13 protein-coding genes and 2 tRNA genes are annotated in these 20,825 nt (G+C 45.1%); 11 read left to right on the top strand and 4 right to left on the bottom strand.

Features of this window, described 5'->3' with window-relative positions; all coding sequences use genetic code 11:
* Positions 1 to 33: 33 nt before the first annotated feature.
* Positions 34 to 669 (bottom strand): O-methyltransferase, encoded by a 636-nt coding sequence (locus N2K84_RS14890; protein WP_282592618.1) that lies wholly within the window; start codon positions 667 to 669, stop codon positions 34 to 36.
* Positions 669 to 1,898 (bottom strand): M16 family metallopeptidase, encoded by a 1,230-nt coding sequence (locus N2K84_RS14885; protein WP_282592617.1) that lies wholly within the window; start codon positions 1,896 to 1,898, stop codon positions 669 to 671. The genes N2K84_RS14890 and N2K84_RS14885 overlap by 1 nt, the downstream gene beginning before the upstream one ends.
* 167 nt (positions 1,899 to 2,065) lie before the next feature.
* Here N2K84_RS14885 and N2K84_RS14880 point away from each other — a divergent pair.
* Positions 2,066 to 2,138, top strand: a tRNA-Phe gene (locus tag N2K84_RS14880).
* Between the two features lie 136 nt (positions 2,139 to 2,274).
* Positions 2,275 to 2,347: transfer RNA gene (locus N2K84_RS14875), tRNA-Gln, on the top strand.
* Between the two features lie 112 nt (positions 2,348 to 2,459).
* On the opposite strand, the gene N2K84_RS14870 is transcribed toward N2K84_RS14875, so the two are convergent.
* Together N2K84_RS14870 and N2K84_RS14865 are read right to left on the bottom strand one after the other, a co-directional pair.
* Positions 2,460 to 4,607, bottom strand: coding sequence for a glycoside hydrolase family 2 protein (locus N2K84_RS14870; RefSeq protein WP_282592616.1), 2,148 nt, complete (start codon positions 4,605 to 4,607; stop codon positions 2,460 to 2,462).
* Between the two features lie 271 nt (positions 4,608 to 4,878).
* Positions 4,879 to 6,003 (bottom strand): glycoside hydrolase family 76 protein, encoded by a 1,125-nt coding sequence (locus N2K84_RS14865; protein ID WP_282592615.1) that lies wholly within the window; start codon positions 6,001 to 6,003, stop codon positions 4,879 to 4,881.
* Between the two features lie 711 nt (positions 6,004 to 6,714).
* Between N2K84_RS14865 and N2K84_RS14860 the strand changes: the two genes are divergently transcribed.
* The 9 genes from N2K84_RS14860 (at position 6,715) to N2K84_RS14820 (ending at position 20,808) form a co-directional block, all read left to right on the top strand.
* Complete coding sequence (locus N2K84_RS14860; protein ID WP_282592614.1) at positions 6,715 to 8,157, top strand: IPT/TIG domain-containing protein; 1,443 nt, start codon at positions 6,715 to 6,717, stop codon at positions 8,155 to 8,157.
* A gap of 33 nt (positions 8,158 to 8,190) precedes the next feature.
* On the top strand, positions 8,191 to 11,274 hold the full coding sequence (locus tag N2K84_RS14855) for a SusC/RagA family TonB-linked outer membrane protein (RefSeq protein WP_282592613.1): 3,084 nt from the start codon (positions 8,191 to 8,193) through the stop codon (positions 11,272 to 11,274).
* 24 nt (positions 11,275 to 11,298) lie between these two features.
* Positions 11,299 to 13,356, top strand: a complete 2,058-nt coding sequence (locus N2K84_RS14850) for a RagB/SusD family nutrient uptake outer membrane protein (RefSeq protein WP_282592612.1) — start codon at positions 11,299 to 11,301, stop codon at positions 13,354 to 13,356.
* A 93-nt stretch (positions 13,357 to 13,449) separates the two neighbouring features.
* The gene (locus tag N2K84_RS14845; RefSeq protein WP_282592611.1) at positions 13,450 to 14,442 is read left to right on the top strand and encodes a DUF4973 domain-containing protein; all 993 of its coding nucleotides are present in this window, start codon (positions 13,450 to 13,452) and stop codon (positions 14,440 to 14,442) included.
* Positions 14,443 to 14,586: 144 nt separating this feature from the next.
* Complete coding sequence (locus tag N2K84_RS14840) at positions 14,587 to 15,060, top strand: regulatory protein RecX (protein ID WP_282592610.1); 474 nt, start codon at positions 14,587 to 14,589, stop codon at positions 15,058 to 15,060.
* 122 nt (positions 15,061 to 15,182) lie between these two features.
* Entirely contained in the window at positions 15,183 to 18,821 is a 3,639-nt protein-coding gene (dnaE, locus tag N2K84_RS14835; RefSeq protein ID WP_282592609.1) for a DNA polymerase III subunit alpha, read from the top strand.
* Positions 18,822 to 18,869: 48 nt separating this feature from the next.
* Positions 18,870 to 19,187, top strand: coding sequence for a thioredoxin (trxA, locus tag N2K84_RS14830; protein ID WP_282592608.1), 318 nt, complete (start codon positions 18,870 to 18,872; stop codon positions 19,185 to 19,187).
* A 73-nt stretch (positions 19,188 to 19,260) separates the two neighbouring features.
* Positions 19,261 to 19,797 (top strand): dihydrofolate reductase family protein, encoded by a 537-nt coding sequence (locus N2K84_RS14825; RefSeq protein ID WP_282592607.1) that lies wholly within the window; start codon positions 19,261 to 19,263, stop codon positions 19,795 to 19,797.
* Between the two features lie 81 nt (positions 19,798 to 19,878).
* Complete coding sequence (locus N2K84_RS14820) at positions 19,879 to 20,808, top strand: DUF58 domain-containing protein (protein WP_282592606.1); 930 nt, start codon at positions 19,879 to 19,881, stop codon at positions 20,806 to 20,808.
* Positions 20,809 to 20,825: the final 17 nt, after the last annotated feature.

The following is a 20,825-nucleotide window of genomic DNA, read 5'->3' as shown; positions in this document are numbered from 1 at the left end:
TTTTTCTTCAATTGGAATTATTCAGCAAAAATTTTAAATTTTCCGGATCAGCATCAACCCATCTCTCAACGGAAGAATGACTTGGCTTACTCGTGGGTCATTTTTCATTTTGTTATTGAATTGCAAAATGCCGATGGTTTGTTCGTCGCGAGGATCAACCGCTTCAGTTACCTTTCCGCTCCAGAGGATGTTGTCCGCAAAAATAAAACCGCCGGGTCTGACTTTGTCGAAAACCAGGTCAAAATAATGGCTGTACTCCCGTTTGTCGCCGTCCAGGAAAACCAGGTCAAAAGTTTCGTTGAGTGTCGGGATGATTTCGCAGGCATCACCCATATGGCAAACAATCCGATTGGTCAGTCCTGCTTTCCCGATGTATTTGCGGGCAATGGCTTCCAGCTCGTCGTTTAACTCAATGGTGTGCAATATGCCGCCGTTATTTAATCCTTTGGCCAGGCAAATGGCCGAATAACCGGTAAAGGTGCCTATTTCCAGAATGCGGTCGGGCCGGATCATGTGGCTGAACATCTCCAGGATTTTTCCCTGTAAATGACCGGAAAGCATCCGGGGACGAAGAACGTTCAGGTGGGTTTCCCGATCCAGTTCCTTTAGTACCGGATCTTCATCTTCCGTATGATCCAGGATGTATTTTTCAAGATCGTTTCCTGTCATTACTCGTAAATTAAGGTACTCAACGATTTTTCATCCAGGATTTCGTTGGCAATTTCCAGGAGTATTTCACTGGAAATGCGTTCGATTTTCTCATAGATTTCGGGAAGACTGTCCACCTTGTTATATAAGAGAAAACTTTTACCCAGGGTGAGCATCAAATCGTCTCGGTTTTCGCTCGATATCGCAATTTGACCTATCAGCTGCTTTTTTGCCTTGCTGAGTTGCAGCCCGCCCAGCTTTTTTTCTTTCAGCAACAGAAATTCTTTGTTAACCAACTTGATGGCCCGTTCGAGGTTTTCGCGATCGGTACCAAAATACACGTTAAACTGACCCGTATCTGAAAAAGCCGTATAGTTTGATTCCACATTGTAGGCCATGCCATTACGTTCGCGGAGGCTCAGGTTGAGCCGCGAGTTCATCGATTGTCCGCCCAGAATATTGTTCAGCAATACCATGCCCATGCGCTTCTCATCGTTTGCATTGTAGGCAATGTTCCCAATCACACAATGCGTTTGAAACGTGTCCTTTTTTACACGCAGGAAGCCCGGTTTGTAATTATTGAAGATTTGCCGTTGCCGCGTGCGGGGTTTTTCTGCAAGGTTGCCAAAATACTTTTCAGCAAGAAACAAGAATCGTTCAAACGGAATGTTTCCAACCGAACTGAGCACCATTTCATTGGTGTGGTAGTTCTTTTCAATAAAATTGAGAATACTTTTTTTGTTGAACGATTTTACCAGCTGTGGCGTTCCCAAAATATTTCGGGCGATCGGGTGGCCGTCAAACAGTAACTCGTCAAAATCATCAAAAATCAGTTCCGAGGGGCTGTCCTTATACGAGTTGATTTCTTCGATTACTACTTCTTTTTCGCGCTCCAACTCCCTTTCAGGGAAGGTGCTGTTCGAAATAATATCGCTGATGAGCTCCATGCTGCGGTCGTAATGCTCATTTAGGAAGGTAGCGTAAACAGCAGTTTCTTCTTTAGAGGTATAGGCATTCAGCTCGCCGCCAACGTCCTCAATGCGGCTGATGATATGGTAGGCTTTGCGATTTTTGGTGCCCTTAAAGATGACGTGTTCAATAAAATGGGCAATTCCCTGCTCTTCGGGTAATTCATCGCGCGAACCGGTATTCAGGATGATGCCAAAATGGGCGGCAGGCGAATCTACTTGTTGATGGATGATCCGGATACCATTGTTCAATGTGCGTGTATCTATCTTCACGTGTTGCATAATTGGAGTGCAAAAGTAGGAAACCACAGGAAATTATCAACCGATAAATAAATGAAAAAGAATTGGTTTGCTTACAGAGGTCAAAAAAATACGCGATGAGCGTTGATTTTTGTTTTGTGGTTAATTTTTTTGCGCTATATTTGCCACCGCAAACACAAAGCAGCTATGGTGCCATAGCTCAGTTGGTAGAGCAATGGACTGAAAATCCATGTGTCCTTGGTTCGATTCCGAGTGGCACCACAAGCGGGGAAAAGCGAAAGTTTTTCCCCGTTTTGCTTTCTGATCGGATCACTATAAAAACTTGTGGGGAATAAATTGATCCTAGCGGCAAATTTTGGATCAATCTGAAAAGTGCTTACATTTGTCCTCCGATAACTGTCCTGTGGTGTAATTGGCAACACGTCTGATTCTGGATCAGAAGAGTTTAGGTTCGAGCCCTAACAGGACAACAAAAAAAGCCACTGATAATCGGTGGCTTTTTTTGTTTGGTTTGCCCAGCGCGGGCAATCGCGAATTTTTGTGGTTGCGGTTCTGAGCGATGTTTCAGATAACCATTATGGTCTATTTTTTTACCGAGAATCCGATATCGATAAATTGGCTGCCTGCTGTTTGCTTGCATCTGACGGCAACCAGATTCTTTTTGCCAGGTTGAATAGACTTTAGCGCTTCGTTATTCAGATCTGCATATGTGTAACGTGTTGAATAGCCTGTAAGCGATGATGCTAAAATTCCGTTGATATAGATGTCGCAGTCTTCGTCATAAAAGAGATGTAGTTTCAGGTTTTTCAACTCACCGGCAGTAATATTCTCAAATTCAACTTCTTTTCGGAGATAGATATAGGATGTATTCCACTCGGTATTAATCAGATATTCTTTGTGGATACCTTGCCCAAAGCCAGCTTCACCCGTTTTCCAGGATGAATCCGAAAACGCCGGTTCTTTCCAGGAGTCCGATTCCAAGGGGCTGTTTTTCATCAGATATTTCCATTCGTTGTTAACATCGATGGTTTGAGATATTTTCATTACCGGTTTGATCTGTGATGCCGTTTCCCTGGTTTGTTCGATGGTGTTCCGAATTTTAGCCAACTGCTTGTCATTAACTTTGATCACTTTCCGATCATAAGTCATCATTCCGTTTTCTTCGTCTTCAACATCAGTTAGTTGGGTGTAAACGGCTGCGCAAAGCCCGGTTGCCTGGAGCTCTTTTACCATATCTATATATTTTATAAATCGTTCTGTCAGTTCTTCGGAGCTATATACTTGTGTGTATTTCATGTTGCTGCCTCCAATCCACCGGTGGTTATCAACCAGCAGGGTGATGCCACCGTATTCGCCGCAAACCGATGCTCTTTTGTTCATTTTATTGGGTAGCATGTTTGGCTCGGGATACCAATGTGTGTCCTTTATATCACCATATTCTGAGTCGTTCCAGCCGCTGGCAATGCTGATTAGTCGTGAAGGGTCCTGTTTTCGGGCGATGTCGACACCTTGTTGCGAAGTTTCTTCATTTGGCTGGCCCCAGCTTTCGTTGTACACCGTCCATAATACAACGGAAGGGTGGTTGTGCAGCGATTCCATAATCCGGACCATTTCGTCGTGAAAGTTGTCCCGAATACTCGTGTGCTCTCCCAGTATGTTTCCGTTTTTGCCAAATCCGGGATTTGGAATATCTTGCCAAACCAAAATGCCCATTTTGTCGCAATGATAGTACCAGCGTGCCGGCTCTACTTTGATGTGCTTGCGGGCCATATTCATATCAAACTGTTTCGATTTGATAATGTCGAATTGAAGCGCTTCATCGGTCGGTGCCGTGTAGATGCCATCGGGCCAATAGCCTTGATCGAGGAATCCGTAGTGGAAGTAATACTTGTTATTGAGCATCATGCATGGATATCCGTTTTGCATGCCCATGCTTATTTTACGCATGCCGAAATAGCTGCCAACCGTGTCAACCGCTTGACGGTTGTCTGATAATTCAACCTTCAGGTCATACAGAAATGGTGATTCAGGACTCCACAATTTTGGGTTGGGAATTTCGATGTCCACACCTTTGTTAAGGATTACATCGGTTTTTGATGCAATGAGTTTCTTGCCATCAAAAATTTTGATATTCGCTTTGGAGCCAGCGTTTGCAAGTTCAGCAACTACGTTGATGTTTACCTTCTTTTGGTCGATATCCGGATTGATGACGAGCTTGTCGATATGGATCGGTGATACAGCTTCCAACCAAACTGTCTGCCAGATCCCGGTAACGGGAGTGTACCAGATGACCTTCTCACCGATTTTTTGCTTTCCGTGAGGGTAGCCGCCAAATTCCTGATAATCCTGGACGAACACTTGGATTTCCTGTTCTTTTTTCGTGCTGTCCAGTGCTTTGCTGATATTCAGGTAAAAGGGATCGAAACCGCCTTTGTGTTCACCAACCGGCATTCCGTTGATGTAAACTATGCATTTCCAATCTACCGCGCCAAAGTGCAATAAAACCTTTTTGCCGGTCATGGCATCGGGTAGTATAAAGGTGCGGCGATAGAGAAATATCTTGCCTTTATTTTCTTCGTGATTTGTGTCCATAATTCCCGAAATGGCCGACTCCATCGGGAAAGGGACAAGGATTTTTTTGTCGAAACTTTGAGTTGCATTATGGGCCATAAAATCCACTTTTGTGAAATCCCATATACCGTTCAGGTTCATCCAGTTGTTTCTGGTCATTTGCGGCCTGGGGTATTCGGGTAGTGGATGTTCAGGATTAACCTGATCTGCCCAGGGGCTCATAATCCGGGCTTGCTTTGGTTGCCAGCTTTGAGCGAATAGTGTCGAAATATAGCTGGCGTATATACATAAAAGGAAAAGTGTTTTTTTTAGCATGTTTGTTTGTATTTTCTGGTTTTTTGTGTCGTTTTTTTGCTGTTTGCACTCTTCAGGCTGATTTCTGTTTTCGTGTTTCAGGCGAAGAGAGTGCAATACTATTGTTTTGCTTGATTTATTTTGCCGGAGGGATAACCTGCATCAAGGCCGGACAGCCGCTTGCATCATAGACTTCCAATGTTCCGGTTGGGCATGGACTGGCAAAATCCTTGAAGGTCAGGTTCCTTTTTTTGTCCCGGTTTTTCCAGGCGTGATTGATATTGTTCCGTATCCAGTCCAGGTATTGAGGCTGGTTGCATTCAATCAGTTCCGCGATGTATTGTGCGAAAATTGCGGCATATACACCCTGTTCAATTCCGTTTCGATAGGGCAGAAGACCGTTTTCGTCGCACATTTCGTTTTTTATATAGTCTGCTGTCTGGATAGCGTCTTGCAAATACCTGCCTTCCCCGGTAATTTTATACAAAATAACCCCAGATCCAATGCAGGTTGCCTGATTGTATAAATGCATGCGCCAGTGAGGTTCGCCGTCACCATGTTTAGAGTCGGCGACGGCCCCTGTTGATTGATTGAATAAATTGTTACTAGCCCAATTGTAAATCTCTTTTGATTTGTTGAGGTAGTCCTCATTCCGGGTAATCTGGTACAAAAGTGCCGACGCTATTACCGTGGGGTAATTGATGCAGGCCATTTTGCCTTTCCATTCATCGCGCTTCCAACCCCAGCGCATCCCACCTTTTTCCGCATCGTACGATCCACGCTCGTCGATCCCCTCGGAACCATACCAAACCCGGTCAAAGCCCGAAATGGCCAGTTCCAGATAATGCTCATTACCAGTGATGTTATGTGCCCGGCACAGAGAAATGATCCACCACATGATATCGTCATAGATAAACCATTCTGTTGTATTGTTCCAGTTAAAATTGTCATACTGGCCACATGCACCCAGATAGATTTCTTGTATTAACTGATGATATTCCGGATCATTGGTTCGCAAGTAAGCGTTCATGATCATGTCCCAGTAGATTGCTTGTGTCCAGATTGCAGCCCGACCAGGATTTTCTGAAGTTGCATTGTACACCCCGGTATCCTTGTTGTAAAAAGACTGATTGAAGGCATCGATCGAAACTGTCGCATCCTTTGAGGTAAAATTCTTTGCTCTTTTATCGCTCTCCTTCTCTCCGGCAAAAAGAGGACACAAGAAGGTATAAAAAAATAGCAGAACTACTATTCGTTTCATAAAATTAATTAATTGAGCTAACCTCGGCGATTATATCACAGATAGTCGCCTTTCGTAGCAATTTTGACTTTGATTGGTAATGTGTTATGAGCGGAAGGAAAGACTTTGATGTATTTCAGATCTTGATTTGTATTTCGTTATCTGTTTGTGGTGCTGCCTTTTGCGACATGATATCGTGTTCTTGTTACGGGGCTGCTCCGGGAAATCAAAATCCAAAATATGAGGTCGCAATATAAGCAAAAATCTAAAGGAGTAGGACTTTGCGAGTTAATTTTGAATATATCCCGATAAACAATCTCAAATAGATTTAATAGTTCGGTTAAGAGCGTGGTTGATTTTATTTGCAGGAAATGGTGTTCAACTATCAGGATAATAGAATTGTAAGCATGGTGCTCATGCTTGTTCCAAAAAAAAATGGAACTATTTAAAAAGAATTGGTGAGTAATTGGTACAAGCAGATTGTATTTATGCCAAAGCGGATGAAGGATGTATTTGAAAATATGAATACTAAGTTTAACTAAAAACCTAAAAAAAAGCTATGAGGAAAAATGAGATGTGTAGTATTTCAACTAAAACGGTTGAAAGGAATGCTGTATTTTGTCTGGTAGATAACCAGTTGATTGTCAGGTGTCGCCACTTGAATTGGGGCTTATCGGGCACTTCGACAATTATGAGTTTCCGGAAGTATTAAATCTAAATTATTGTTTGAATATGAAAAATTTCAATATTAAAGGTCGCAGGACCATTTATTGGATGACGTCGTTGTTTTTGGCTCTTTTCTATATGAGCTGTAGTGACGATGGTATCTCACCAAGCGCGATTTTAATAAACGCGGCACCTTATGACCCGTCACAGCCTATTGAAATAACGAATTTTACACCCGACTCCGGGGGCTTAGGCCAGCGTATGGTGATCTATGGAAAAAATTTTGGGAACAATCCAGATTCTATTCAAGTGTATATTGGAGGGCAGAAGGCTAAAGTTATTGGTGTTCAAGGAGAAAGCATCTATTGTCTTGTGCCAAGAAAGGCATTTAGTGGCGCCGTTGAAATATACATGGGAAAAAAGCAGCCCGACCAGGAACCCTTAGCCTCGTCTGAAAAGCTGTTTAAATATCAGCGAAAAACAATTGTTAGTACGCTGGTTGGATACAAGAACGAAAGAGATGACCAAGGTTGGAATCCGGGGAAATTTGACGAAGCTACCGGTTTTGCACAAGCCTGTATTATGAATTACGATCCCTTGGATCCTAAACGTCTTTTTATTAGCTACGATAACGGGCCAGGAATATACACTATTGATTTTAGCGACAGTACAGTCAATAAGGTTATAGACGGATCGGCTGTAAGTAATCAATCGCGTCTGCGAGGTGTGAGTTTCACCAGAGATGGGCAATACATGGTTGTGGGTCACTCTCAGGGAAATGTGAATAATCCTGCCGTTTCGATTATGTCAAGAGCTAACGGTTTTACCGATCCCCAAGTTCTCATCCGGGCCAGGGGTAACCAGGGGGTAGCAATACATCCCCAGGATGGACAATTGTATTTCTGCGAATTCCAGACAGGTACTCTTCGGCGCTATGATATCGAGAATTCCCAAAGGTTGGGCGGTACACTTGGCGTAACAGATTATGAGGACCTGTTCTCAATTCAAGATATCAACTGGGAATTTTACCTGGTCTGTCATCCAACAGGGAACTACGCCTATATCATGGTTCTCAACCAGCATTATATCCTTAGAACTGATTACGACTGGGAAAATAAAAGGTTCAAGACCCCCTATCGTGTTGCTGGTGAGCCGAGGGTAGCCGCATATGCTGACGGTGTAGGAACAAGTGCCCGTTTTAATACCCCTTATGGTGGTGTGTTTGTTAAGAATCCTGATTATGCAGGTAGAGAGGACGAATACGATTTCTATATTGCCGATCGACATAATCATGCGGTTCGTGTGCTAAAACCCGATGGAAGGGTTGACACCTTTGCCGGACGAGGCAGCTCAAGTCTTGATTCAAATCCCTACGGCTATGTTGAAGGGGACGTACGTCTGGAAGCCCGTTTCAACCAACCGACCGGGATCGCCTACAATGAGTCTGAAGGTGCATTTTATATCGCTGATTTACAGAACCGCTGTATCCGGAAAATTGAAGCAGAGTAATTTTAAGCAATAACTAAACACACACTGAATATTATGACTAAGATTATAATCGTATGTCTGTTATTCTTCGGCTTCTCATTGAGTGTATTGGCTCAGGAGGATAAAGAGACTGTTGAAATAACGGGTATCGTAACCGATCAAAACAAGGAAACCCTGGTAGGTGTCAGCATCTATGTCGCGGAAATTGCGGGGCTGGGTACCATTACCGACGGGGAAGGGAAATATAAAATTAAAGTTCCCAAATATCAACGATTGACCTTCTCATACATCGGGTACGATAAAGTTGAAGTGTTAATCAAGGAACAACGTGTTGTTAACGTCACGTTGAATGAATCAGAAAATAGTTTGCTGGATGAGGTTGTAGTAACTGGTACCGGTACCCAGAAAAAAGTTTCGGTTACCGGAGCCATCACAACCGTAGATGTAAAAGAACTCCAAGCAACCTCTGCTTCCAATGTTTCAAATGCTCTGGCAGGAAATGTGCCAGGAGTTATGGCTTGGACAACATCCGGACAGCCTGGTAAAAACAGGTCAGAATTCTGGATTCGCGGTATTTCAACTTTTGGAGCCGGTTCCAGCGCATATGTGTTGGTCGATGGATTTGAACGCGATTTGAATGACCTGAATATCGAGGACATTGAATCGTTTACTGTGCTGAAAGATGCTTCGGCAACTGCTATTTACGGTTCGAAAGGGGCCAACGGTGTTATCCTAATTACAACAAAAAGAGGTAAGGCTGGTAAAGTCAATATTGATGCTAAAGTGGAGACTTCTTACAACACGCGGACCATTACCCCTGAATTTGTTGATGGCTTTACTTATGCCAATTTACTAAATGAGTCTCGCATTACAAGAAATCAGGAGCCGGTTTACCAGCCTGAAGAGCTCGAGATTCTGCGTTTGGGACTCGATCCGGATTTATATCCGAATGTAGATTGGAAAAACCTGCTGTTAAAAGACGGCGCATCAAACTATCGCGCCAACTTAAACATTAGTGGCGGAGGATCGACAGCACGTTATTATGTTTCGGCCAGTTATCTGGAGGAGCAAGGGATGTATAATACTGATCAATCGCTGCGTGACGATTACAACACGAATGCAAACTACAGCCGCTGGACTTACCGTTTGAATACGGACATGGACATTACCAAAACAACTGTGCTGAAAGTAGGGGTTTCGGGAACGTTGGGCAGACGCAACAGTCCTGGTCTGGGAGATGGAGATGTTTGGGGACAGATTTTTGGATATTCGCCCATTAGCACTCCAATTATATACTCCAACGGCTATATTCCTGCCTTAGGAACCGGTAATCAGACAAACCCGTGGGTGTCGGCTACACAAACCGGCTATAATGAGAACTGGACTAACCGAATCCAAACCAATGTTTCGTTAGAGCAAAATTTAGATTTTATTGCAAAAGGACTTCAGTTTACAGGGCGTTTTGGATACGATACCAATAATAACAATGACATACGGCGGTTAAAATGGCCTGAACAATGGAAAGCCGAAAGAGCCCGCAATGCCGATGGAGATCTTGTATTCACACACATATCGGACCCTTCGGAAATGCACCAGGAAAGCAGTTCATCCGGTGATCGCAGGGAATTTCTTGATTTGATGTTCAACTACGATCGAACATTGAAGGAACATCACTTCAGTGGAACGGTAAAATATACGCAGGATGCCTACATCCAAACACAAAACCTGGGTGGTGACATCAAGAACGGAGTCTCCAAAAGAAACCAGGGACTTGCAGGTCGCGTGGCTTACAACTGGAAGCTTAAGTACTTTGCAGACTTCAACTTCGGATATACGGGTTCAGAAAACTTTGCTATTGGCCATCAATTCGGGTATTTTCCCGCATATTCTTTGGCCTGGAACCTGGCGGAAGAAGGTTTGGTCAAATCTAGCATGAAGTGGGTAAACATGTTTAAAATTCGTTATTCGCACGGTAAAGTAGGTAACGATAATATGGGAGAACGTTTTCCATACCTTTATACAATAGAGAGTGGAGTTGCGGGATACCAGTGGGCTGACTACAATTTCGACAGATCGTTTGACGGTATGCGGTTTTCGCAGGTAGCTTCGACATATGTAACTTGGGAGGTGGCGACCAAAAACGACCTTGGGCTGGACTTATCACTGTTTAATAATAAATTTAGTGCTAACCTGGACTACTTTGAAGAAAAGCGCGAGGGGATCTACATGGCCCGAAACTATCTTCCGGCCATGGTTGGCCTTGAGAGTGTTCCCAAGGCGAATGTCGGAGCGGTTAGTTCGGAAGGCTTTGATGGCCGTTTTGCATACAAAGAAAAGGTTGGATCGGTAAATATGACAGTTCGGGGTAACTTAACTTACAGTAAAAACGAGATTCTGGAGAGAGATGAAGAGAATAATGTCTATCCCTATCAAATGGAAAGAGGTTACCGGGTTGACCAATCCCGTGGATTGATTGCGCTGGGATTATTTGAAGATTATGATGATATTCGTAACAGTCCTGAACAAACCTTTGGCGAATATCAGCCGGGCGACATCAAATATAAAGATGTTAATGGCGACGGAGTTATAAATGATGGTGACGTGGTGGCAATTGGTGCAACCCGCCGGCCGAATCTGATTTATGGCGCTGGAGCTTCTGCAGGTTGGAAAGGTCTTGATATTAATGTTCTATTTCAGGGAGCAGGAAAATCTACCTTTACGCTCACCGGTAAAACTGCGTTTGCCTTCAGCGAAGGGGAATGGGGAGTTCCGTTGAAAGCGATGATGGAATCCGATCGGTGGATTTCAGCAGATATATCTGGTGATCCCGCAACCGAAAATCCCAATGCCTCCTATCCCCGGTTGAGTTATGGCGGAAATGCGAATAACTACAGAAGTTCTACGTTCTGGTTGAGAAATGGGGCTTATCTGCGTCTTAAAACGATTGACATTGGTTATACGCTTCCTAAAAAAATCGTCAATAAATACCATTTCAACAATCTTCGCATCTATTTAATGGGGACAAATTTGCTGACTTGGTCGAATTTTAAACTTTGGGATCCTGAACTGGGCTCCAGAAACGGGGAACAGTATCCTTTGACAAAATCTGTTACACTTGGACTAACCATTAATCTGTAAAATCTAATTGAAATGAAAAGCAACATGAGAAGAACAATATATCTTCTGTTAGGCTTGGTATTCGGAACGGGTATTCTCTCCTCCTGTTCGGATTATCTGGAATCTGACCAGTATTTTAAAGACCGTATGACCATTGAAAAGGTATTCGCGAGCAAACCCTATTCCGAAGAATGGTTAGCCCATGTTTACTCAGATATGACGGGACAGTGTGCTGACGTAGCCAATAAGCGTAATACACCCCACTGTTTTGCCGATGATATGTACTACGGTGGCGATGATGCCGACTTTGGTGTTACCGGATCCGGAGCAACTTTCTCCTATAATATATTTCACACCGGCTCCTACTCCGAAAACGCCAAACAAGCAACCTGGACGCAGGCTTACCGGGGAATCCGTAATGCGACAACTTTCATTCAGAACATTCATATGAATACGGAGTTGACAGAAACGGAAATTGCTGATTACCGGGCGCAGGCGCGTTTTGCAAGAGCTTATTACTATTGGATTCTGTTGCGCAAATACGGTCCTATTCCTTTATTACCGGAAGAAGGTATTGATTATAACGACAGCTACGATGATATCGCCACTCCCCGCAGTTCGTATGAAAAATGTGCCGACTACATCAGTAGTGAAATGCTATTGGCCGCGAAGGATTTAAAATTGACTCGTGATCCTTATTCGGAGGTGGCACGTCCTACAAAGGGGGCAGCTCTGGCCGCCCGGGCAAAAGCGCTTTTATTTGCCGCCAGTCCGTTGATGAACGGAAATACGGATGACTATGCCATGGCATTGGTGGACGATGAAGGAAACCAGTTGTTATCAACAACCTATGACGAAGAGAAGTGGGCCAAAGCTGCAGCTGCCGCCAGAGACGTGATGGAGCTCGGCGTATATGAGTTATTCACAGTGAATTACAAAACATCCGGTAATATTGCTTACCCGGCAACGATTGATCCTCCGTATGATCCCGAGTTCTCGGATAAGGATTGGCCCAATGGTTGGAAAAATATCGATTGTTTCGAATCTTACCGTTCGTTGTTCAATGGCACCGCTACAGGTGATAACCCCGAGTTAATTTTTACGCGTGGAGATAATGGAGATGAGCAAGTTGCGGGTATGGTAGCAAATCAGCTACCCATTATAGCTGATGGTTGGTCGAATAATGGTGTAACCCAAAAGCAAGTTGATGCCTATTATATGAACGATGGAACGGACAGCCCTGGTAAAGATCGTGAAATAGGCAGGGGGGACGGTAGTAACAGGCTAACAGGTTTTGTTACCCAGGCCGATGTGGATGCTGGGATGTATAAACCACTGCCCACAGGCGTTTCGTTACAGTATGCGAATCGGGAGCCACGCTTTTATGCCTCGGTGGCTTATAGTGGCAGCATTTGGCATATGCAAAATGCAACTCTGCCACAAGACCGTGAAAAACAGGTGTTTTATTACCGGGGAGGTGGTAATGGGTACACCAATACGCTGGCATGGCTTCGCACCGGCATTGGGATGAAAAAATTTGTACATCCGGGAGATACTAATGAAGGAGGTGTTCCTGGTGGTGGACCATTGGTTGTTCGTAAGCTGGAACCGGCTATACGTTATGCCGATATTTTGTTGATGTATGCGGAGGCCTTGAATGAATTGGACGGCACCTATCAGATCCCATCGTGGGATGGAAGCACGACCTATACGATTAGTCGTGACGTCAACGAAATGAAAAAGGGTATTCGTCCGGTTCGCATCCGTGCAGGAGTACCGGATTACACGGAGGATGTATATGGTGATAAGGATTTGTTTCGTGCTACGTTGAAGCGCGAACGTCAAATTGAATTGATGGGCGAAGGGAAACGTTACTACGACTTGCGTCGCTGGAAGGATGCCCCCGCTGAAGAGTCGCTTCCCATTTATGGCTGCAATGTTCTGATGGATGAAGCAAACAGGGAATTATTCCATACGCCTGTGAATTCATGGGGACTTCAATCAACCTTTTCTGATAAAATGTGGTTTTGGCCAATCAGCCATAGTGAGCTAAAGCGTAATAAACGCCTCACCCAAAACCCGGGATGGACTTCTAACGACTAAAGACAAGGCAAAGAAGAATTAAGGACATACAGATAGATGTTATTTGAAACATTTCGGCGTTCTGTCTGTCCGAAAAATTAAACAAAAAAACGTATGAAAAAGATATATCACATATTATTGTTTCTGGCGGTTGCGCTGTTTTTTTTCAGTGCCTGCAATGAAGAGTGGAAAGAGGAGCAATATGAGCATTACGTTTCCTTTAAAGCTCCGTTAAATGACCTGGGTGTAACCGAAATTTATGTCAGCTATAAGGCGGATGAGGTTTCGAACTACAAACTACCTGTAGTAGTCAGCGGTTCGACAACGAATCCGCAAAATCTGACAGTTAAGGTGGCTCTTGATCCGGATACTTTAGAAGTTCTTAATTATGAGAGATTTCAGAGTAGAGTTGACCTGTATTATGAACAGCTAAGTGACACATACTTTACGATGCCCGGAACTGTGGATATTAAAGCTGGAGAGGATGTTGGCCTGCTGAATATCGATTTTAACTTCAAGGATATTGATTTGGCTGACAAATGGATACTACCGTTGACGATTGTACCCGATACGGAAAATGGAACTTACACACCACACCCGCGGAAACATTACAAGAAAGCTTTACTCCGTGTAATGCCATTCAACGATTACTCCGGAAAATATGGTGCTGCTAACCTCAAAACCTACATCAAAGGCAGCGAAAATGGCGCCCCAATCGTAAAAAGCAATATTCAGCTCTATGTTGTTGATGATCATACTGTTTTCTTTTACGCAGGGATGGTCGATGAGAATCGTATGGATCGTCATAATTATAAAGTTTATGCTGAGCTTGACGAAGAGACAAACGAGGTGAGACTTTACTCGGACAACCCGGAGATGCAGTTTCAGTCATACAGTACGCCAACGTTTACTGTGGACGAGCAAATGGATGTTACACGTCCGTATCTGTTGAAGCGTACGACGATTATTGAGGGAATTGACTTTAGTTTTAGGGATTATTCAACCTCAGATGTTGTGGACTATGATTTTACGGTACGAGGCCAGATAGCCATGGAACGTAGGATTAACACTCAAATACCCGATGAAGATCAGGCTATAGAGTGGTAATAAAAGATTTTGTGTTTGGTATTAAGGATGTTGTCGCTTTTCTGTGGCAACATCCTTTTTTTATACGTAATTGTCTTCCACTGCCAAAATTTGGTTCATCGGTTCGTAAAAGAGTCCTACCTTTGCCGGTACACTAAAAGAACGATGGCAGAGTTAAACGAAAAACAACGAGAAGCCTATCAGCGGGCGGCAGCGCTTTGCAGCCGCTCGGAAAGAAGTTCCGGGAGCATCCTGCAGAAACTCCACGACTGGGGGCTGATGGTGGACGAGGCCGAAATGGTCCTGGAGCGGCTGGTTGCTGAGAAATTTCAGGATGACGATCGCTTTGCCCGAAGCTATGTGCGCGACAAATTTCGTTTCAACAAGTGGGGGCGGGTTAAAATTGCCCATCACTTGCGGGCAGAGAAAGTTTCACCGGCAATTATTGAGCAGGCATTGGGCGAAATTGAAGATGATAATTATCGCGAAACCCTGGCCCGGTTGCTGGAAGAGAAGAACAAAAACACCCGGGCGGCGAATCAATACGACCGAAAAGCCAAGCTTTTCCGGTTTGCCCAAAGCCGGGGATTTGAGGCGGATCTGATCTATGCTGCTTTTGATGAGCTGGAGCGGGATTAACCATTTCTCCATTTTTCATGTTTTATCAACATCCGTTTCACAAGCTGATTGAAAACCTTAATTTTAGGCTTCCAATACAGCCTGCTGTTGGATAAGTTGAAGATCGATTAAAACACCTGAAAATGATTCCGTTTACGCATTTACACGTACACTCGCAATATTCCATTTTGGATGGCGCAGCCAGCATAAAAGGGCTGGTGGGAAAAGCCAAAGGCGATGGCATGACCGCCCTGGCGCTAACCGACCACGGGATGATGTTCGGGGTGAAAGAATTTTGGGACACCTGCAAGCGGGAAGGCATTAAGCCGATCCTGGGCTGCGAAACTTACGTGGCCACGCGTTCCATTTACGATAAAAACGACAAAATCGACCGCTCGGGCGACCACCTCATCTTGCTGTCCAAAAACCGCACCGGCTATGTTAATCTCATCAAGCTAATTTCGGCAGCCAATACGGATGGATTCTATTACAAACCCCGTATCGACAAGGAGTTGCTGAAAAAGCACAGCGAAGGCTTAATTGTTTCATCGGCCTGTTTGGGCGGAGAAATCCCCCAGTGCATCATGCGCAATGCGATCGACGAGGCGGAGGAGGCCATCCGTTGGTATAAGGATGTTTTTGGCGATGATTATTACCTGGAGCTGATGAGGCACAATTCAGAGATGCCGCAACTGAATGAGCAGGTGTATAACAACCAGGTATTGGTGAATGAAGTGATTCTTGACCTGGCGAAAAAGCACCGGGTGAAAGTGATTGCCACTAACGACGTTCACTTTACCAATGCCGAAGATGCTGATGCGCACGACTTGCTGATCTGCTTGAATACCGGCAAAGATGTGGACGATCCGAACCGGATGCGATACACCAAACAGGAGTGGTTTAAAACCACCGCCGAAATGAATGAGTTGTTTGCCGACGTGCCGGAGGCCTTGGCCAACACCCAGGAGATTGTGGATAAGGTGGAAGAGTTTGAGCTTAACTCCGATCCGATTATGCCCCCGTTTCCCATTCCTGAGGAATTTGGTACGGAGGCGGAATACCTGCAAAAATTTTCGGAAGCCGGACTGCTGGAAGAATTTGGCGAAAATGCCTTCAAACGCCTCGGGGGATACGACAAAGTACTCCGCATCAAGCTGGAAGCCGACTACTTGCAGCACCTGACTTACATTGGCGCAAAAGAACGCTATGGCGATCCTATTCCGGATGATGTGCTCGAACGGATTGATTTTGAGTTGAACACCATCAAAACGATGGGTTTTCCCGGATACTTCCTCATTACCCAGGATTTTATCAATGCCGCCCGAGAGATGGGCGTATTGGTAGGTCCGGGCCGAGGGTCAGCTGCCGGGGCTGCCGTTTCGTATTGTGTGGGAATTACCAACATCGACCCGATAAAATACGACTTGCTGTTCGAGCGCTTCCTGAATCCCGACCGGATCTCCATGCCCGATGTCGATATCGACTTCGATGATGATGGCCGTCAGATGGTGCTCGACTGGGTGACCGAAAAGTACGGTCAGGACAAAGTGGCCCACATCTGTACGTTTGGAACAATGGCGACCAAGCTGGCCATTCGTGATGTGTCCCGTGTGTTGAAGTTGCCGCTCTCTGAAGCCGATCGTCTGGCAAAATTGGTGCCCGAAGCTCCCAAAATGAGCTTTGAGAAGGCGTACAAAGAAAGTCCTGAATTGCTGCGCGAAAAAAACTCCGACGATCCGCTGATCGCCAGTACCCTGAAATTTGCGCAAACCCTCGAAGGTTCGGTGCGCCAGACCGGTGTGCATGCCTGCGGAATCCTGATCAGTCGCGATCCGCTTTCGGATCATATCCCCATCATGCCTACCAAGGAAGAGTCGCTTTACACCACCCAGTACGACGGTCGCTTTGTGGAAGCTATCGGTTTGCTGAAAATGGACTTCCTGGGCCTGAAAACCCTTTCCATCATAAAAGAAACGCTGGAAAATGTCCGTCTTTCCAAAGGAATTGAAATCGACATTGATAAAATTCCGATGGATGATGAGAAAACATTCGAGCTGTTCAGCCGCGGCGACACCACTGCCATCTTTCAGTTTGAATCGCCGGGTATGAAAAAGCACCTCCGTAGCCTGAAACCCAACCGTTTTGAAGACTTGGTGGCCATGAACGCCCTCTATCGCCCGGGACCAATGGAATACATCCCGGACTATATTGACCGGAAGCATGGACGCAAGAAGGTGGAGTACGACCATCCGATGATGGAGAAATACCTGAGCGATACGTACGGGATCACGGTCTTTCAGGAACAGGTGATGCTATTGTCGCGCCACCTGGGAAATTTTACCCGCGGCGACTCCGATTCGCTTCGTAAGGCGATGGGTAAAAAAATAAAAGCCATGATGGACAAGCTGAAGGTGAAATTCGTGGAAGGCTGTAAGGCCAATCCTGATTTTATGGAAGGTTGCAAGCAGATTGGCAAAGAAAAAGAAGCAGACAAACTGATTGATAAAATCTGGAAAGACTGGGAAGCCTTTGCCAGTTACGCCTTTAACAAATCGCACTCGGTTTGTTATGCCTACATTGCCTATCAAACCGGCTACCTGAAGGCTCATTTTCCGGGCGAGTTTATGGCGGCCAACATGAGCCGGAACATGACCAACATTGCCGAGATCACCAAATTGATGGAAGAATCGCAGCGGATGGGAATCAATGTGCTGGGCCCTGACGTGAATGAGAGTTTCCTGAAATTTACAGTAAACAAAAAGGGAGATGTGCGTTTCGGAATGGCTGCCATCAAAGGTGTTGGAGCCGGTGCCGTTGGCGATATCATTGAAGCCCGCAAGAAAGGCCTGTTCTCGGATGTTTTCAATTTTGTGGAACGGGTGAACCTGCAATCGGTCAATAAAAAGAACATCGAAGCGCTGGCTATGGCCGGAGCGTTCGATAGTTTCGGTTTCAAACGCAGCCAGTTTTTTGCCGGCAGCGACCTGAACGACGCCAGCTTTATTGAAAAACTGATAAAATACGGACATCAAATCCAGCTCGACAATAACAACACGCAACAGTCCCTTTTTGGGGCGGTGATGTCGGCCCAGGTAGTGAAGACGCCCGATATTCCTAATGTTCCCGAATGGCCCAAAATTGTATTGCTGGAGAAAGAGAAATCGCTGATCGGCATCTACCTATCCTCGCACCCACTGGATGAATACAAGTTGGAGATTGAGAATTTCGTCAGCAAAGAGCATTCGCTGAAGGACCTGAACAACAATATCGAAGCGCTGAGAGGCCGCGAAATTACCTTTGCCGGCATGGTAACCGAGGCTTTCGAAGCCATGTCGAAAAATGGAAAACCCTACTGCAAAATGACCCTGGCCGATTACGGCGATTCCTACCAGATCGCCTTCTTTGGAAAAGATTATGTGGAGTTCGCCAAGTTTTGCAAACCAAACCTGTTTCTCCTGGTAAAAGGAGTCGTACAGGAAAGCTTCCGCGGAGGGCTGGAATTTAAAGTGCGCTACATCGAAATGCTCGAAGAGGTGCGCAAAAACCAGGTGAAAAGTGTTACGGTTCAGTTAGCGATTCAGGCGGTAACCCCCGAACTGGTGCAGGAAATTGAGGATATCAGCCGAAGAAACAGGGGCACGGCTTTGCTGAAGTTTAATCTGTGGGATTCGGAAACAAAAACGGTTGTCAATCTGTTTTCAAGGAACACACGTATTGAGATGAACCACGAAATTGAACGTTTTCTGCGAAATCACGAAAATCTGACGTTTAAAATTAATTAGTTTTGTAAAGTTCATACAGAATCATTAACCAAAAAAAATATTGAAATTATGGCAATAGAAGTAACAGATGCAAATTTTGAGGAACTGGTCCTCAAATCAGATAAACCGGTGTTGGTTGACTTTTGGGCAGAATGGTGCGGCCCCTGCCGCATGGTGGCTCCGGTGGTGGAAGAGCTTTCGCACGATTATGACGGAAAACTGCTGGTGACCAAATTGGACGTGGACAGCAATCCGGATACGGCCGTTAAATTTGGTATCCGCAATATTCCCACCATCCTGTTTTTTAAGGGCGGCGAGATTGTTGATAAACACGTCGGCGCTGCACCAAAATCAGCGTTGGCTGCAAAAGTGGATGCAATTTTGTAAATTTAGGTTTGAAAAAACAGATAGAAGGGCAGGATTTCGGTTATGCCCTTTTTTTGGCTAAAATTGGATGACCATGCGCAAAATTATTCTGTATATCGCGCAAAGCCTGGATGGCAAAATTGCCCGGCTGAATGGCGACGTAGATTGGCTGGAACGTTTCCCCAATCCGGAAGATGAAGATTACGGCTATGCCAGTTTTTACGCGTCGGTTGACGTAACCTTGATGGGAAACCGAACCTATGAAAAAATCCTTTCGTTTGGAATTGATTTTCCGTATGCCGATAAGGAAAATTACGTGTTTACGCAACAAAAGGGCAAGCAGGACACCAAGTTTGTCAAATTTATTGGCGACGATCTGGTTTCGTTTGTCCGGGTAATCAAGAAAGAGGAAGGTAAAAATATTTGGCTGGTTGGCGGCAGTGAGATCAACACCCTGCTGTTTAACGAAGGCCTGATTGATGAAATCTACCTGTTTACCATGCCCGTCACCCTGGGTGAGGGCATCCCCTTGTTTACCGATCAGCTGGCAGAGCGGCAGCTGCATTTGGCCGAAGTAAGCAGTTATTCGTCCGGCGTCATCCTAAAGAAATATCGATTATTGGAAGAATAATATTTTTTCACGGTCACCGTGTCGTGCTGGGATTGTTTCAGCACTTCTTAAAAATAGTAATAGTTGCCTTTTCGAAAAACGATGAAAAACCTGTTCGACATACAACAATTTCAACAATTCGATAATCTGGAATTGATTGCCCGCGAGGTGGTCGAAGGTTTCATTACCGGCTTGCACCGCAGTCCGTTTCATGGCTTTTCGGTTGAGTTTGCCGAACATCGCCAATACAACCAGGGGGAATCAACCAAACACATCGACTGGAAATTGTTTGGCCGCTCCGACCGTTTGTATGTGAAACAATACGAGGAAGAAACCAACCTGCGCTGCCAGTTGGTCATCGATACGTCCTCGTCCATGCTGTTTCCTTTTGAGGAGGGTAAAAGACAATTGTTCAACAAGCTGGCTTTTTCGGTTTACTCGGCGGCGGCCCTCATCTATCTGATGCGTCGCCAGCGCGACTCGGTGGGTCTGACTTTATTTTCCGACCACATTGAGTTTCACTCGGAGAACCGGCTTTCGCCGGTACATGCCGAGTTGCTGTATGGCAAACTCGCTGGCTTGCTTGCTGCCGGGAAGGATGACTTGCGAAAAACCACCAACGCCACCGATGCTCTTCATCAAATTGCCGAGCAATTGCATAAACGCTCACTGGTCATTATTTTTAGCGATATGATGGACGATGGGAAGGATGATGAACTATTTTCGGCGCTGCAGCATCTTCGGTACAACAAACACGAGGTGATCCTCTTTCATGTAACCGACCATCAGCAGGAACGTGATTTTGATTTTCTGAACCGTCCGTACCGCTTTGTCGATCTGGAAACCGGACAACACCTGCGTTTTTCGCCGCACGAGCTGAAGGAAAGTTACCGGAAAGCCATCCGCCAATCGGTTGAAGATTTGAAAGTGAAGTGCGGGCAATACCACATCGATTTGGTGGAGGCCGACATCAACCAAGATTTCACCCAAGTGCTGATGAACTTCTTGTTAAAGCGGAAGCGGTTGTTTTGATAAAGGAAGGGGAGCGT

The sequence above is a fragment of the Gaoshiqia sediminis genome (assembly GCF_025907915.1).
GTDB lineage: Bacteria > Bacteroidota > Bacteroidia > Bacteroidales > Prolixibacteraceae > Gaoshiqia > Gaoshiqia sediminis.
The sequence above is the reverse complement of the archived record's forward strand: the minus strand, read 5'-3'. Positions and strand labels throughout refer to the sequence as shown.